This is a genomic window from Burkholderia sp. JPY481, from assembly GCF_038900515.1.
Taxonomy (GTDB): Bacteria; Pseudomonadota; Gammaproteobacteria; order Burkholderiales; family Burkholderiaceae; genus Paraburkholderia; species Paraburkholderia youngii.
The window spans coordinates 184,408-198,204 of sequence record NZ_JAYMRT010000013.1 but is presented as its reverse complement, the minus strand read 5'-3'; the positions used below and the strand labels follow the sequence as shown (position 1 = coordinate 198,204).

Sequence of the window (13,797 nt, the reverse complement as noted above, 5' to 3'; positions counted from 1 at the left end):
GCTTGTTCAGTTCATCTGCCCCTTACGATCGGCACTCGGGCGGCGCCAGATTCGCCGCGAGCGTCGGCGCTTCACCCGGCATCGGCCCCGACCCCGGCGCCGGCAACGAAGACGCGCTCTTGCCGCTCGCAAAGCATTCCCACGTCAGCGCGCCCGTCTGCACCGTGTCCTTGGCCAACGCGACACGTGCGCTCGGCGCATCGGCGTTGTCCGGCACCGAGGGCACCAGCGTTATCGTGTTCGCGCCGGCCTGCGCGACGCGCGTCGAGTACCTGATCGTGATCTGACCGGTGTCGTCGTCGATCTGGATGGACTCGACGTTGCGGGTGGCGGGCGGCGACGCATAACCGCCGCTGAATGCGTTGCCGCTCGCGGCGTTTTCGGCCACCGCGAGCCGCGCCGACGCCGCGAGCGACAAGCCCTCGCCGACCCGGCTGCGCGCCAGATAGTCCTGATACGCGGGAATCGCATAGGCCGCGATCACGCCGACGATCGCCAGCACGATCATCAGCTCGATCAACGTGAAGCCGACGCCGCAGCGCCGGCAAAGGCGCGCGAACCAATTCTCGCGCCAACGTGCGCGGCGCGACCTACGCGAAAATTGCGTCGATTGAGAGTAAGGGGAATACGGCAGGGTAACGATCATCGGCAGACTCCTGATACGAGAAACGCGTGACCCGTGGATCGGGAACAGGCGTTTCCATCGTAGCGAGCGACGCTTGCGCGTCACAGTCAGCCGGATGGCCAGGCTTGCATTCGGACGGCATCACGGCTTAGGCAGCGGCGCACCGTCGATGCCATGCTCACACCGCCGCGCGTTTCGCGTTACGGCGCTTCAACAGATAACCGACGATCACGACGAACAGCGCGCCCGCGATGCTCATCCCGTATTCCGCGACGGGCGTGTCGAGGATCGGCCAACGGTCGCCGGCCGGGTCGTTGACCATCAGACCGCCCGCGATCCAGCCGAGCAGGCCCGCGCCGAACAGCACGATGCCCGGAAAGCGATCGAGCAGCTTCAGAATCAGCTGGCTGCCCCACACGATCAGCGGAATGCTCACGACGAGGCCAAAGATCACCAGAGCCAACCGGTGCTCGTGCTCCGCGGCTTCGGCCGCGCCCGCGATCGCGATTACGTTGTCCACGCTCATTACCGCATCCGCGATGATGATCGTCTTCACCGCCGAGATCAGCTTGTCGGCCGGCTTGACGTTGTCGTGAACGTCGTGCGCGGGCGCGAGCAAGCGCACGCCGATCCACAGCAGCAGCAACCCGCCCGCGAACTTCAGGAACGGCACGTCGAGCAGCGCGACCGCGAATGCGATCAGCACGACGCGCAGCAGGATCGCGCCGGCGGTTCCCCACACGATGCCGCGCATGCGTTGCGACTGCGGCAGGTTGCGGCAGGCGAGCGCAATGACGACCGCGTTATCGCCGCCGAGCAGCACGTCAATGACGATGATCTGAAAGACCGCGCCCCAATTGAGCGTCGTGAAGAATTCGAGCATGGAAAAAAGAATAAGAAAAAATCTACCGAGCGGACAGCACGACGGCGCAAGTGCGGACGAAAAAAAAGCGGGGGAGTCTGCACTCCCCCGCTTTTCGGGACCGCTCGCTCACGAAAGGACTTCGTAAGCGTATCAAAATCGCGCGCTCACGGCACGCGAATTCGATTTACAGCATCGCCTTCAGAAGACGCGCCATTTCCGACGGGTTCTTCGTGACCTTGATACCGCATGCGTCCATGATTTCCAGCTTCGCTTCAGCGGTGTCCGCACCGCCCGAGATCAGCGCGCCGGCGTGGCCCATGCGCTTGCCCGGAGGCGCCGTGACGCCGGCGATGAAGCCAACCACCGGCTTCTTCATGTTGTCCTTGATCCAGTGCGCGGCGTTCGCCTCGTCCGGACCGCCGATTTCGCCGATCATGATGACGGCGTCCGTATCGGGATCGTCGTTGAACATCTTCATCACGTCGATGTGCTTCAGACCGTTGATCGGATCGCCGCCGATACCGACTGCCGAAGACTGGCCGAGGCCGATCGCGGTCAGCTGGCCGACTGCTTCATACGTCAGCGTGCCCGAACGCGATACGACGCCGATGCGGCCCTTGCGGTGGATGTGACCCGGCATGATGCCGATCTTCAGTTCGTCCGGCGTGATCGTGCCCGGGCAGTTCGGTCCGAGCAGCAGCGTCTTGCGGTTTTCGCGACGCATACGGTCCTTGATCTCGATCATGTCGCGGACGGGGATGCCTTCCGTGATACAGATTGCGAGATCCAGGTCGGCTTCGACGGCTTCCCAGATTGCCGCAGCAGCGCCTGCCGGCGGAACGTAAATCACCGACACGGTTGCGCCCGTTTCAGCCTTGGCTTCAGCGACGCTAGCGTAGATGGGGATGCCTTCGAAATCTTCGCCGGCGCGCTTCGGGTTCACGCCCGCGACGTACGCTTCGCGGCCGTTTGCGTATTCACGGCAAGCACGCGTGTGGAACTGACCGGTCTTGCCGGTGATGCCCTGCGTGATGACCTTGGTGTCTTTGTTGATCAGAATCGACATGTATTGACCTCTGTTCGTTTGGCGTCGCGCGGTAGCGCCACGCGGCGCGATGCTTCACGCCTGTGTCGCTCGCGCGCCGCCACTCGTCATTTTGGCAAATGAGCTGGTAAATGCGCCGTAGACAGGTGGCTTACGCCTTGCCCGAAGCAGCCGCGACGACCTTCTGAGCCGCTTCTTCCATGCTGTCCGCCGAGATGATCGGCAGGCCGGATTCGGCGAGCATCTTCTTGCCCAGGTCTTCGTTCGTGCCCTTCATGCGGACCACGAGCGGCACCTTCAGCGACACGGCCTTCGACGCCGCGATCACGCCTTCCGCGATCACGTCGCAGCGCATGATGCCACCGAAGATGTTGACCAGAATCGCGGTCAGGTTCGGGTTCTTCAGCATGATCTTGAACGCTTCGGTAACCTTCTCGGTCGTAGCTCCTCCGCCGACGTCGAGGAAGTTCGCCGGTTCGCCGCCGAACAGCTTGATGGTGTCCATCGTTGCCATTGCGAGGCCAGCGCCGTTCACGAGGCAGCCGATGTTGCCGTCGAGCGAGATGTACGCGAGGTCGAACTTCGACGCTTCGATTTCAGCCGGATCTTCTTCGTCCAGATCGCGGTAAGCGACGATTTCCGGGTGACGGAACAGCGCGTTCGAATCGAAGTTGAACTTCGCGTCGAGTGCGATGACCTTGCCGTCGCCGGTCAGGATCAGCGGGTTGATTTCGGCGAGCGATGCGTCGGTTTCCCAGAATGCTTTGTACAGGCCTTGCAGGATCGCGCGGGCTTGCGGGATCGAAGCGTCGGGCACGCCGATCTTCTTCGCGAGGTCGTCTGCTTCCGAGTCCTTCAGGCCGGTCGACGGATCGACCGCAACCTTGTGGATCAGCTCAGGCGTCTTTTCCGCGACTTCTTCGACGTCCATGCCGCCTTCGCTCGATGCCATCACGACGATCTTCTGCGAAACGCGATCGATCACGAGACCAACATACAGTTCCTTCTTGATGTCAGCGCCTTCTTCGATCAGAAGGCGATTGACCTTCTGGCCTTCCGGACCGGTCTGGTGCGTGACGAGCTGCATGCCGAGGATCTGGTTCGAGTACTCGCGAACCTGTTCCAGCGACTTGGCGACCTTGACGCCGCCGCCCTTGCCACGGCCACCTGCGTGGATCTGAGCCTTGACGACCCACACCGGGCCGCCGAGCTCTTCCGCGGCCTTGACCGCATCATCCACCGAGAAGACCGGCTTGCCGCGCGGTACCGCGACGCCGAATTTCCGCAGGATTTCCTTACCCTGGTACTCGTGAATCTTCATGCGTGATTCCCTTCAGTCTGAGAGTTGGATAGAACTTCGATTCCGTTTTGCCGCCGTTCAGGCCGGCGCGTCGCCGCTTGGTGCGCGAGTCGCCGCGTCGTCCGACGAGGCCGCGCGTTCCGCCGGACGCGGTGCGTGGCCATACCAGCGCGGATAAAACTGTTTCACCGCCTCGCCGTCGAAACGCAGCGCGTGGCAGCGTCCCAACTGGAATGGCGGTTTGTCGTTGGAATGCTCGCCTGTGCCGTTAGACGATTCGTCTCCCGAACCCGCGTTCGCGCCCGGCGTGCCTTCATCGGTGTTCCAGACTTCGCCGGCGAACGCCTGGATCGCGGCGGTCGGCAGCATCGCGCACAGCTCGGTGAGATGCGTGCAACCGGCCGTGCCGGCCAGCAAACGGGCAGCATCGCGACGGAAGTTGTGGAACAGATTGAGCCCGATGAGGGCACGGTAGGCGGGATTGCTGGCCTGGCATAACCCTGGATAGGGTACCCAGTCGGACGACGCCTCGGCGTCGACGACATTGAGCTTGCGATCGATGGTGATGCGAAGCCAGAGTTCATGGATCGGCTGACCATTGGGCCGGATTCCCGACGGAAGCGCCACATCTCGAGGCTTTTCGTCGGTCAGGCACGCTTCCACATCCCACAGGCCATCGGCTCGCTCGTAAGCTTCCGCTCTGATTGCGCGACGATGGCGCAACTGACGGGACACTGGCGGGGAGAGCGACATGCGGGAAGGAAAGGCCGGATTGGAAAACTTCTGGATTTTAGCATAACGGGTATTTGGGACAGCCCCGATTGCGCACGGCCTCGCGCCGGGCTACGGCGCGGCAATCGACCGGCCGTCGGGGCTGACGTGCTAGTCGCCGTCCCAGATGTCGTCAATACCCTTCAGGATTTTGCCGATCGTCGCGCCGGAGAAGCCGCGCGACGCCAGGAAGCGCGCCTGCTTCGCGCGCTCGGCCGGGGTTTTCGGCAGCTGGCCGAACTTCTTGCGCCAGACCGCCTGAGCGCGCGCGAGTTCGGTTTCACGCAATTGCGCACTCGCCTCTTCGACCAGCACTGGGTTCAGCGCGTGCTGCTTCAGTTCGCCGAGAATGCGGCTCGTGCCGAGCCGCGTTGCGCGCCGGTGAACCAGACTTTCCGCGAAGCGCGAGTCCGATAGCCAGTTTTCGGCTTCCAGTGAGTCAAGCACCGTGTCGAGCGAATCGGTTTCCTCGACGTAGGGCTTCAGCTTGCGCGCGAGTTCGGCGCGGCTATATTCGCGACGCGACAGATAGCCGAGCGCGCGCGCTTTCAGCGGACGGGTTGGGCGTTGTGATTTTCTGCTGTCGTCTTGGTCGGCCTGCCCCGGTTTCGCTTCGCCGGCCTGGCGACGCGAACGGGTGTAGGTGACTTCGGAGGGGGATTGGGAATCGTGTCCGGAGAGATCCGGGCTGGACGATGCTGCAGGGGATCCGGACCGTGTACGCTGCGGCCCGCGGCCTGCGGCGCGGTCATGTGCGTCGAACGATTCGAACGGATCGAATGGATCGCCGGAATCAGGCGATCCATCCGCCGTGTCGCGCGGGCCGTCCGGATAGCGTCCGGAGTCGGAACCGGACAGAGGCCGGCCTTTGCGTATCACGTGATGCTTACTCTTCTTCGCCCGCGACTTCAGCGTCCGCGCCGGTCACGGCGTCCGCCATCGCGGTGACGCCCAGCGATTCGCGGATACGGTTTTCGATTTCGCGAGCGATGTCCGGATTTTCGCGCAGGAATTCACGCGCGTTGTCCTTGCCCTGACCGATCCGCTCGCCGTTGTAGCTGTACCATGCGCCAGCCTTGTCGACGATCTTCGCCTGCACGCCGAGGTCGATGATTTCGCCCTGACGCGAGATGCCCTCACCGTACAGGATGTCGAAGATGGCTTCGCGGAACGGCGGCGACACCTTGTTCTTGACGACCTTCACGCGTGTTTCGTTGCCGATCACTTCGTCGTTCTTCTTGATCGAACCGATGCGGCGAATGTCCAGACGCACCGATGCGTAGAACTTCAGCGCGTTACCGCCCGTGGTGGTTTCCGGGTTGCCGAACATCACGCCGATCTTCATGCGGATCTGGTTGATGAAGATCACGAGGCAGTTCGTGCGCTTGATCGTGCCGGTCAGCTTGCGCAGCGCCTGCGACATCAGACGCGCCTGCAGACCCGGCAGCGAGTCGCCCATTTCGCCTTCGATTTCCGCCTTCGGCACCAGCGCCGCGACCGAGTCGATCACGATCATGTCGATCGAGCCCGAGCGCACCAGCGCGTCGGCGATTTCGAGCGCCTGCTCGCCGGTGTCCGGTTGCGAGACCAGCAGGTCGGCGACGTTCACGCCGAGCTTGCCCGCATATTGAATGTCCAGCGCGTGTTCCGCGTCGATGAACGCCGCAGTGCCACCGAGCTTCTGCATTTCGGCGATGACCTGCAGCGTCAGCGTGGTTTTACCGGACGATTCCGGACCGTAGATTTCGACCACGCGGCCGCGCGGCAAACCGCCGACGCCCAGTGCGATGTCGAGGCCGAGCGATCCGGTGGAGACCACCTGGATGTCTTCGACTGCCTCACCTGCGCCGAGCCGCATGACCGACCCTTTGCCGAACTGCTTTTCGATCTGCGCGAGCGCGGCGGCGAGAGCCTTGCTCTTTTCAGCAGTCAGTCCAGCCGAGCCTTTCTTGCTTTCTTCCATGAATCGTCCTTTGCTATGATGAACGGCGTCTGAGGCAGGTGTGCACCCGTGGTTTCACTCGAATTGAGCGGAGCCTGCAGGACATCACACGAAACGCAGACACTGTATAAAAAAACAGTGGTTTTGGCAAGCGCGATTATGATGCGAACGCGCATTTTTAATGTCGCGTCACCCCCACTACCCACAATAATGTTCGGAGACCGCTGCGCGCCGGGGCAAGCCCCACGGTGCCGGCAAAGCCAGGCTGGCGCACCATGCGAATTCTGATTGCCGAAGACGACAGCATACTCGCGGACGGTCTGGTTCGATCACTCCGCCAATCGGCCTATGCGGTCGATCACGTCAAAAGCGGCGTAGAAGCCGATACCGCGTTGTCAATGCAGACGTTCGACCTATTGATCCTCGATCTGGGCCTGCCGCGCATGTCCGGGCTGGAGGTGCTGCGCCGCCTGCGCGCGCGCAATTCGAACCTGCCCGTGCTGATCCTGACCGCCGCAGACAGTGTCGACGAACGCGTCAAAGGCCTCGACCTCGGCGCCGACGATTACATGGCCAAGCCCTTCGCACTGAACGAACTCGAAGCGCGCGTGCGCGCGCTGACGCGGCGCGGTGCCGGCGGCGGCCCGACCGTCGTGCGGCATGGCTCGCTGTCGTTCGATCAGGTGGGCCGCATCGCCTATGTCAACGACCAGGTGATCGATCTGTCCGCGCGCGAGCTCGGTCTGCTCGAAGTGCTGCTGCAACGGATCGGTCGGCTGGTCTCGAAAGAGCAGCTCGTCGACCATCTGTGCGAATGGGGCGAGGAAGTCAGCAACAACGCGATCGAAGTCTACGTGCACCGGCTGCGCAAGAAGATCGAGCCGAGCGGCGTGCGCATCATCACCGTGCGCGGGCTCGGCTACTGCCTCGAAAAAGCGGCGCCGCCCGCGAATGCGAACACGCCCGCCGCCGGCTCCGAGCCGCAAACGGCGCAAACGGCACAAGCGGCACAAGCAGCACCACCTTCCCCCGCGCCGTCGTCCGCCGCGATGCCGGCGAGCCATCACTACAAATAGAGGCCAGCGATGTCCGCACGCGCTGATCGCGCCACGGCGCACGCGGCGGACCTCGACGAGGCGCGCGACGCGCGCTACGCCAACCCGTTCGCCCCGCCCGACGAAACCGAAGCCGCCGCCGAGGCGCGTCCGCGCTCGCTGTTCGGCGAGATTCTCGACTGGATGCTCGCCCCGCTGCTGCTGTTGTGGCCGATGAGCCTCGCGGTCACCTATCTGGTCGCGAAATCGATCGCGAACGGGCCGTTCGACCGCGCGCTCGAAACCGACGCCTATGTGCTCGCGCGCCAGATCCATCCGGTCAACGGCGTCGCGGAGCTGTCGCTGCCCGACTCGACGCGCGACTTCCTGCGCGCCGACAACGTTGACAGCGTGTTCTTCCAGGTGCTCGGCACGCGCGGCGAGCTGGTGGCCGGCGAGCGCGACATGCCGCTGCCGCACGAGGAGGACCGCCCGCCACCGGGCCTCGTCGAATTCCGCGACGACGTGCTGCGCGGCAACGACATCCGCGTCGCGTATACGACCGTCGAGTTTCCGCAGACGCCGGGCGCGCAGCCCGTGCTGGTGCAGGTCGCCGAAACGCTCGACAAGCGCAGCCAGCTCGCCAACGACATCATCAAGGGCGTGATCCTGCCGCAGTTCGTGATCCTGCCGCTCGCGATCCTGCTCGTGTGGTTCGGGCTATCGCGCGGGCTCGAGCCGCTGCATGCGCTGCAGGCGCATATCCGCGCGCGGCGGCCGGACGATCTGTCGCCGCTCGAAGCGCGCCGCGCGCCGCCGGAAATCGAGCCGCTCGTCACGTCGTTCAACGATCTGCTCACGCGCCTCGAACAGAACATGGAGCTGCAAAAGCGCTTTATCGCCGACGCCGCGCATCAGATGAAAACGCCGCTCGCCGGGCTGCGCACGCAGGCCGAGCTTGCGCTGCGCCAGAACGCGTCGGCCGAGGTGCATCGCTCGCTCGAACAGATCGCGACGAGCTCCGAGCACGCCGCGCGGCTCGTCACGCAGCTGCTCGCGCTCGCGCGCGCGGAGAACCGTCGGTCGGGGCAGATCTTCACGCCGGTCGAACTCGGCGAACTCGCGCGCAGCGCTGTGCGCGAATGGGTGCAGGCCGCGCTCGCGAAGCAGATGGACCTCGGCTACGAAGCGCCCGACGAGCCGGTCGAGGTCGCCGGCAATCCGGTGATGCTGCGCGAAATGCTGTCGAACCTGATCGACAACGCGATCCGCTATACGCCGGCGGGCGGCCGCATCACCGTGCGCGTGCGGCACGACGCCCCGGCGCGGCTCGTGCATCTGGAAGTCGAGGACACCGGGCTCGGCATTCCGGCCAGCGAGCGCTCGCGCGTGGTCGAGCGCTTCTACCGGATTCTGGGCCGCGAGGGCGACGGCAGCGGCCTCGGTCTCGCGATCGTGCGCGAGATCGCGGCGATGCACGGCGGCGAGCTCGCCATCGACGACAACGTCTACCAGGAATCGCCGCGGCTCGCCGGCACCCTGGTGCGCGTCAGCTTGCAGGTGCTCGAACGGGGGCGGGACTTACCCTAACACGGCCGTATTGTCAGCTTGATCGTCAGCGTGTTTTTGAGATATTTCAGCGCGGATCGCGCAAATATCGCCGCACATTGACCGAAATTGATCGCCTGTTCGCCGGTTTACCGGACTACCCCAGGTTTTGGCGTCGAGTCAGAACGCCGTAAGTTTCCACTCCAATAATCGGTTGCACGGGGACGCCTGCGCTGGCGATCCGTGTGTATATCAATATTGGAGACGACATATGGCTACCGTTGGCGGGCAACTCTCGCACGCGCCGATGACGCGCGATGAGAAGCGGGTGATCTTCGCATCGTCGCTGGGTACGGTTTTCGAGTGGTACGACTTTTATCTGGCCGGTTCGCTTGCGGCCTTCATCAGCAAGAGCTTCTTTTCCGGCGTCAATCCGACCGCGGCGTTCATTTTCACGCTGCTCAGCTTCGCCGCGGGCTTCGCGGTGCGGCCGTTCGGCGCGGTAGTATTCGGACGGCTCGGTGACATGGTCGGGCGCAAGTACACGTTCCTGATCACGATCATCATCATGGGTCTGTCGACGTTCCTCGTCGGCTTCCTGCCCGGCTATGCGGCGATCGGCATCGCTTCGCCGGTGATCTTCATCGCGATGCGCCTGCTGCAAGGTCTCGCGCTCGGCGGCGAGTACGGCGGCGCCGCGACCTACGTGGCCGAACACGCGCCGGCGAACCGCCGCGGCTTCTACACCGCGTGGATCCAGACCACCGCGACGCTCGGCCTGTTCCTGTCGCTGCTCGTGATCCTCGGCGTGCGTACTTTCATGGGCGAAGACGCGTTCGGCGCCTGGGGCTGGCGCATCCCGTTCGTCGTGTCGATTCTGCTGCTCGCGGTGTCGGTGTGGATTCGCCTGCAACTGCATGAGTCGCCGGTGTTCGAGCGCATCAAGGCCGAGGGCAAGACCTCGAAGGCGCCGCTCTCCGAAGCGTTCGGCCAGTGGAAGAACCTGAAGGTCGTGATTCTCGCGCTGCTCGGCCTGACGGCCGGCCAGGCTGTCGTGTGGTACACGGGCCAGTTCTACACGCTGTTCTTCCTCACGCAGACGCTGAAGGTCGACGGTACGAGCGCCAACATCATGATCGCGCTCGCGCTGCTGATCGGCACGCCGTTCTTCCTGTTCTTCGGCTCGCTGTCGGATCGCATCGGCCGCAAGCCGATCATCATGGCCGGTCTGCTGATCGCCGCGCTGACGTACTTCCCGCTGTTCAAGGCGCTCACGCACTACACGAACCCGGCGCTCGAAGCCGCAACCGCGAAGTCGCCGATCGTCGTGATCGCCGATCCGGGCGAGTGCTCGTTCCAGTTCAACCCAGTGGGCACGGCTAAGTTCGTGACCTCGTGCGATATCGCGAAGGGCGCGCTGTCGCGAGCCGGCCTGAACTACGACAACGTCGCGGCGCCGGCCGGCACGATCGCGCAGATCCGCGTGGGTGATACGGTCGTCAACACGTTCGACGGCCGCGCCCCCGACGCGAAGGAGCAAGCCAAGACCTTCGAGAAGACGCTCGCCGCGACGCTGAAGGCCGCCGGCTACCCGCCGAAGGCCGATCCGGCTCAGATCAACTGGCCGATGAGCGTCGTGATCCTGACGATCCTCGTGATCTACGTAACGATGGTCTACGGTCCTATCGCGGCGATGCTGGTCGAGATGTTCCCGACGCGCATCCGTTATACGTCGATGTCGCTGCCGTATCACATCGGCAATGGCTGGTTCGGCGGCTTCCTGCCGGCGACCGCTTTCGCAATCGTCGCCGCGCGGGGCAACATCTACTCGGGGCTCTGGTATCCGATCATCATCGCGGTGATCACCTTCGTGATCGGCATGCTGTTCGTGCGCGAAACCAAGGACTCGGATATCTACGCAAAAGATTGAGTGGACCGCGAGTCCGGGCCACCTGAAAAAGTTGTGCGCCGGGGGTTGACAGCCTCCGGTTGCCCCAGCATAATCTCGCTTCTTTCGGCGAATTAGCTCAGTCGGTTAGAGCGACGGAATCATAATCCGCAGGTCCGGGGTTCGAGTCCCTGATTCGCCACCAGCTTCAAGAAAAAGCCGCTGTCCCACAAGGACAGCGGCTTTTTTGTTTTTCAACGCTGCCACGTCAACTCAGGTCGTTACGCGATCCGGCCGGTGTCGGGTGAAAGAGAAGCGCCACGACGGTCACCACACCGAACGCCGCCCCCGCATAAAACGTCATGGCGGCACCCACACGTTCCCACAGCTGACCTGCGATAACGCTCGAAACCAGCGTCACGATGCCGCTCAGCAGATTGAAGAAACCAAATGCAGTCCCACGCAGATGCGCCGGCGCCGTGTGCGCGACCATCGTGGCGAGCAGGCCTTGAGTCATCCCCATGTGCAGCCCCCAAAGCGCTACCCCGACGACGACGACACCCCAGTGGGTGCCGTGCGCCAGCACGAGGTCGGCGCCGATCAACACGATCAGACCACCGATCAGCAGCCGCGTATGACGCATCGTGTCCGCGAGTTTCCCGAATGGATAAGCGGACAGCGCGTAGACGACATTCATTGCCACCATGACCAGCGGAACGAGCGCAATCGGTACGCCGCTACCCATCGCACGAAGCACCAGGAAAGCCTCGCTGAATCGCGCCAACGCGAACACAGCCCCTATCCCTACGACCCACCAGTAGTCCAAACCAAGGTCCTTGAGACTCTGCCACCTCACAGGGTTGCTTCTCTTCGCGCGAACCTCGTGCTCGGGCTCGGTGATACCGAACGTCAAAAGCGCGACCGCGAGCACGCCGGGAATGACGGCAAGCCAGAACGCAAGCCGAAAATTGTCTGCCCATATCAGCATGATGAGAACGGCCAGCAGTGGTCCGACAAACGCACCGACCGTATCGAGCGACTGGCGCAGGCCGAAGGCCGCGCCACGAAGGTGTTGCGGCGTGACATCTGCGATGAGCGCATCGCGAGGCGCACCACGAATGCCCTTGCCGACACGGTCGATGACGCGCGCCGTCACCACGACTCCCACCGACGACGCAATGGCAAAAAGCGGCTTGCTCATCGCGCCGAGCGCATACCCGGCGACGGCGAGCCACTTCCGGTTGCCGAGGTAGTCACTTAGCGTTCCCGAAAACACCTTGACGATTTGAGCCGTGGCCTCCGCGACGCCTTCGATGAGCCCAATCGCGCCGGCCCCGGCGCCAAGGCTCGCCAAGAGAAACATTGGCAGCAGGCTGTGGATGATTTCGGATGAGATGTCCATGAAAAGACTTACACATCCTAGAACCCACACGCTGCGTGGAATCTGCCGCACGACATTGACTTGCGATTCGTTTCGCATTCGATAGGGATGGCATCAAATAACGCGGTAGAAACGGTACGGACGCATGCGAGCGCTAGCGCAGTTCGCTACGACCGCTACATCTTATCTGGCATCGCTGAGTCGGATACCTCCGCGGCGCGTCACCGATGGCGGCGCAAGAATTGCTGTCGCACTGTGGGAAATGCCCAGCGCTGGGTCTGGCTCGTTCATCGCGAGCGTGGCTTGCGAGCGAGCGTTACGCGAGCATCCGGATGGAACGAACGATGAGCAATGGCGTCGCAGAGTATGGGCAGTGAAGCGCCGCGGGTTTCGTTGGCAGCTCCGTCTCTTGAGAGAATAGCGCCCCGAGAAAGTCTGGCAAGTTCTCTCCGGAGGTTCAACGCGCGTCCACAATGCAGAACCTGGCAGGCTTCCTTCCGCAATTCCGTCGCAACTTCGAGGAGGTTCCTAAATGACGTTCCGCACCGTCGCGCTTGCCGCAACCACCGCTGCGCTCACGCTCGCCGGCACGACCGCCGCCCTCACCGCACAGGCCCAAACGCCGAGCACGTCCGACAGTCAATGGCGCGCCAGTTCGACCATGCTCGCGACGCTGCTGCAGGACGGCTACAAGATCGTCGCCGTGGTCAACAACGGGCCGGCCGACACGATCTTCGTGCAGCGCGATCAGAGCGCGTTCAAATGCATCGATGCGCAGCAACCGGAAGCAAAAGCGAAAACGGCGGCCGCGGGCTGTTATGAGCTGGTACCGCCGAGCGGCGGCGCGCCAGCGTCGGAATCCAAATAACGTGATTTGAAGCGCGTGCCCAACGTCGCTCGGGCTCGCGCGAAAGACTTCAGCGCCTCGCCGACACCGCGACGCTTCAGCGATCCACCAGCCGGCTCAGGTTGCCGCGCACCCGCTGGAGCAGCGCGATCAACTGCGCCGCTTCTTCATCGCTGAAACCATTGAGCGCTTCGAGCGCGACCTCGTCGCCGACCTTGCGCGCCTTGCCGAGCGTGCGCTCGGCCTTCGGTGTCATGCGCACCTGGCGCTCGCGGCGATCCTGCGGATTTGCGGTCCGCGCGATCCAGCCGCCCTCCTCCATCCGATCGAGCAGCCGGCCCGCCGAGATCGGCGCGACCTCGAGCAGATCCGCGAGCCGGGCCTGATTGATCTCGCCGTAATGGCCGAGATAGGCGAGCACGCGACACTGCGCGCGAGTCAGGTCGACCGACGACTTCGCGTGATCGTCGAATCGCTTGCCCGCCAGCCGGCCGACGTCGTAGATCAGAAAGCCGAAGCGCTCTTCGAATTGGGTTTTCATGCGCGGATTA

Annotated in this window: 13 protein-coding genes and 1 tRNA gene; 5 read left to right on the top strand and 9 right to left on the bottom strand. The window is 63.6% G+C overall.

The window, feature by feature from the left end; genetic code table 11:
- Nucleotides 1-22: 22 nt before the first annotated feature.
- From VSR82_RS27460 to recA, 7 genes are all read right to left on the bottom strand, one after another.
- Entirely contained in the window at nt 23-646 is a 624-nt protein-coding gene (locus tag VSR82_RS27460) for a pilin (protein ID WP_429457987.1), read from the bottom strand.
- Nucleotides 647-803: 157 nt separating this feature from the next.
- Nucleotides 804-1,508 carry a TerC family protein gene (locus VSR82_RS27455; protein WP_018437749.1) on the bottom strand — a complete coding sequence of 235 codons (705 nt, stop codon included), beginning with the start codon at nt 1,506-1,508 and terminating at the stop codon, nt 804-806.
- A 166-nt stretch (nt 1,509-1,674) separates the two neighbouring features.
- On the bottom strand, nt 1,675-2,556 hold the full coding sequence (gene sucD, locus VSR82_RS27450) for a succinate--CoA ligase subunit alpha (protein ID WP_013090441.1): 882 nt from the start codon (nt 2,554-2,556) through the stop codon (nt 1,675-1,677).
- Nucleotides 2,557-2,686: 130 nt separating this feature from the next.
- Entirely contained in the window at nt 2,687-3,856 is a 1,170-nt protein-coding gene (gene sucC / locus VSR82_RS27445; RefSeq protein ID WP_013090442.1) for an ADP-forming succinate--CoA ligase subunit beta, read from the bottom strand.
- 57 nt (nt 3,857-3,913) lie between these two features.
- Entirely contained in the window at nt 3,914-4,588 is a 675-nt protein-coding gene (locus tag VSR82_RS27440) for a DUF2889 domain-containing protein (RefSeq protein WP_368583983.1), read from the bottom strand.
- Between the two features lie 129 nt (nt 4,589-4,717).
- Nucleotides 4,718-5,485 carry a recombination regulator RecX gene (recX, locus tag VSR82_RS27435; protein ID WP_429457984.1) on the bottom strand — a complete coding sequence of 256 codons (768 nt, stop codon included), beginning with the start codon at nt 5,483-5,485 and terminating at the stop codon, nt 4,718-4,720.
- Between the two features lie 7 nt (nt 5,486-5,492).
- Nucleotides 5,493-6,569, bottom strand: coding sequence for a recombinase RecA (gene recA, locus VSR82_RS27430; protein ID WP_368583985.1), 1,077 nt, complete (start codon nt 6,567-6,569; stop codon nt 5,493-5,495).
- Nucleotides 6,570-6,823: 254 nt separating this feature from the next.
- On the opposite strand from recA, the gene VSR82_RS27425 reads away from it, so the two are divergent.
- From VSR82_RS27425 to VSR82_RS27410, 4 genes are all read left to right on the top strand, one after another.
- Nucleotides 6,824-7,624 carry a response regulator gene (locus VSR82_RS27425; protein WP_429457981.1) on the top strand — a complete coding sequence of 267 codons (801 nt, stop codon included), beginning with the start codon at nt 6,824-6,826 and terminating at the stop codon, nt 7,622-7,624.
- Between the two features lie 9 nt (nt 7,625-7,633).
- Nucleotides 7,634-9,172, top strand: coding sequence for a sensor histidine kinase (locus tag VSR82_RS27420; RefSeq protein ID WP_368583987.1), 1,539 nt, complete (start codon nt 7,634-7,636; stop codon nt 9,170-9,172).
- 229 nt (nt 9,173-9,401) lie between these two features.
- Complete coding sequence (locus tag VSR82_RS27415) at nt 9,402-11,060, top strand: MFS transporter (RefSeq protein ID WP_368583988.1); 1,659 nt, start codon at nt 9,402-9,404, stop codon at nt 11,058-11,060.
- A gap of 86 nt (nt 11,061-11,146) precedes the next feature.
- A tRNA-Met gene (locus VSR82_RS27410) sits at nt 11,147-11,223 on the top strand.
- A gap of 63 nt (nt 11,224-11,286) precedes the next feature.
- Here the strand turns inward: VSR82_RS27410 and VSR82_RS27405 are convergent.
- Nucleotides 11,287-12,498, bottom strand: a complete 1,212-nt coding sequence (locus VSR82_RS27405) for an MFS transporter (RefSeq protein ID WP_429457977.1) — start codon at nt 12,496-12,498, stop codon at nt 11,287-11,289.
- Nucleotides 12,499-12,931: 433 nt separating this feature from the next.
- Between VSR82_RS27405 and VSR82_RS27400 the strand changes: the two genes are divergently transcribed.
- Complete coding sequence (locus VSR82_RS27400; protein ID WP_176121782.1) at nt 12,932-13,267, top strand: hypothetical protein; 336 nt, start codon at nt 12,932-12,934, stop codon at nt 13,265-13,267.
- A gap of 76 nt (nt 13,268-13,343) precedes the next feature.
- On the opposite strand, the gene VSR82_RS27395 is transcribed toward VSR82_RS27400, so the two are convergent.
- Nucleotides 13,344-13,787, bottom strand: coding sequence for a MarR family winged helix-turn-helix transcriptional regulator (locus VSR82_RS27395; RefSeq protein ID WP_429457974.1), 444 nt, complete (start codon nt 13,785-13,787; stop codon nt 13,344-13,346).
- Nucleotides 13,788-13,797 lie beyond the last annotated feature (10 nt).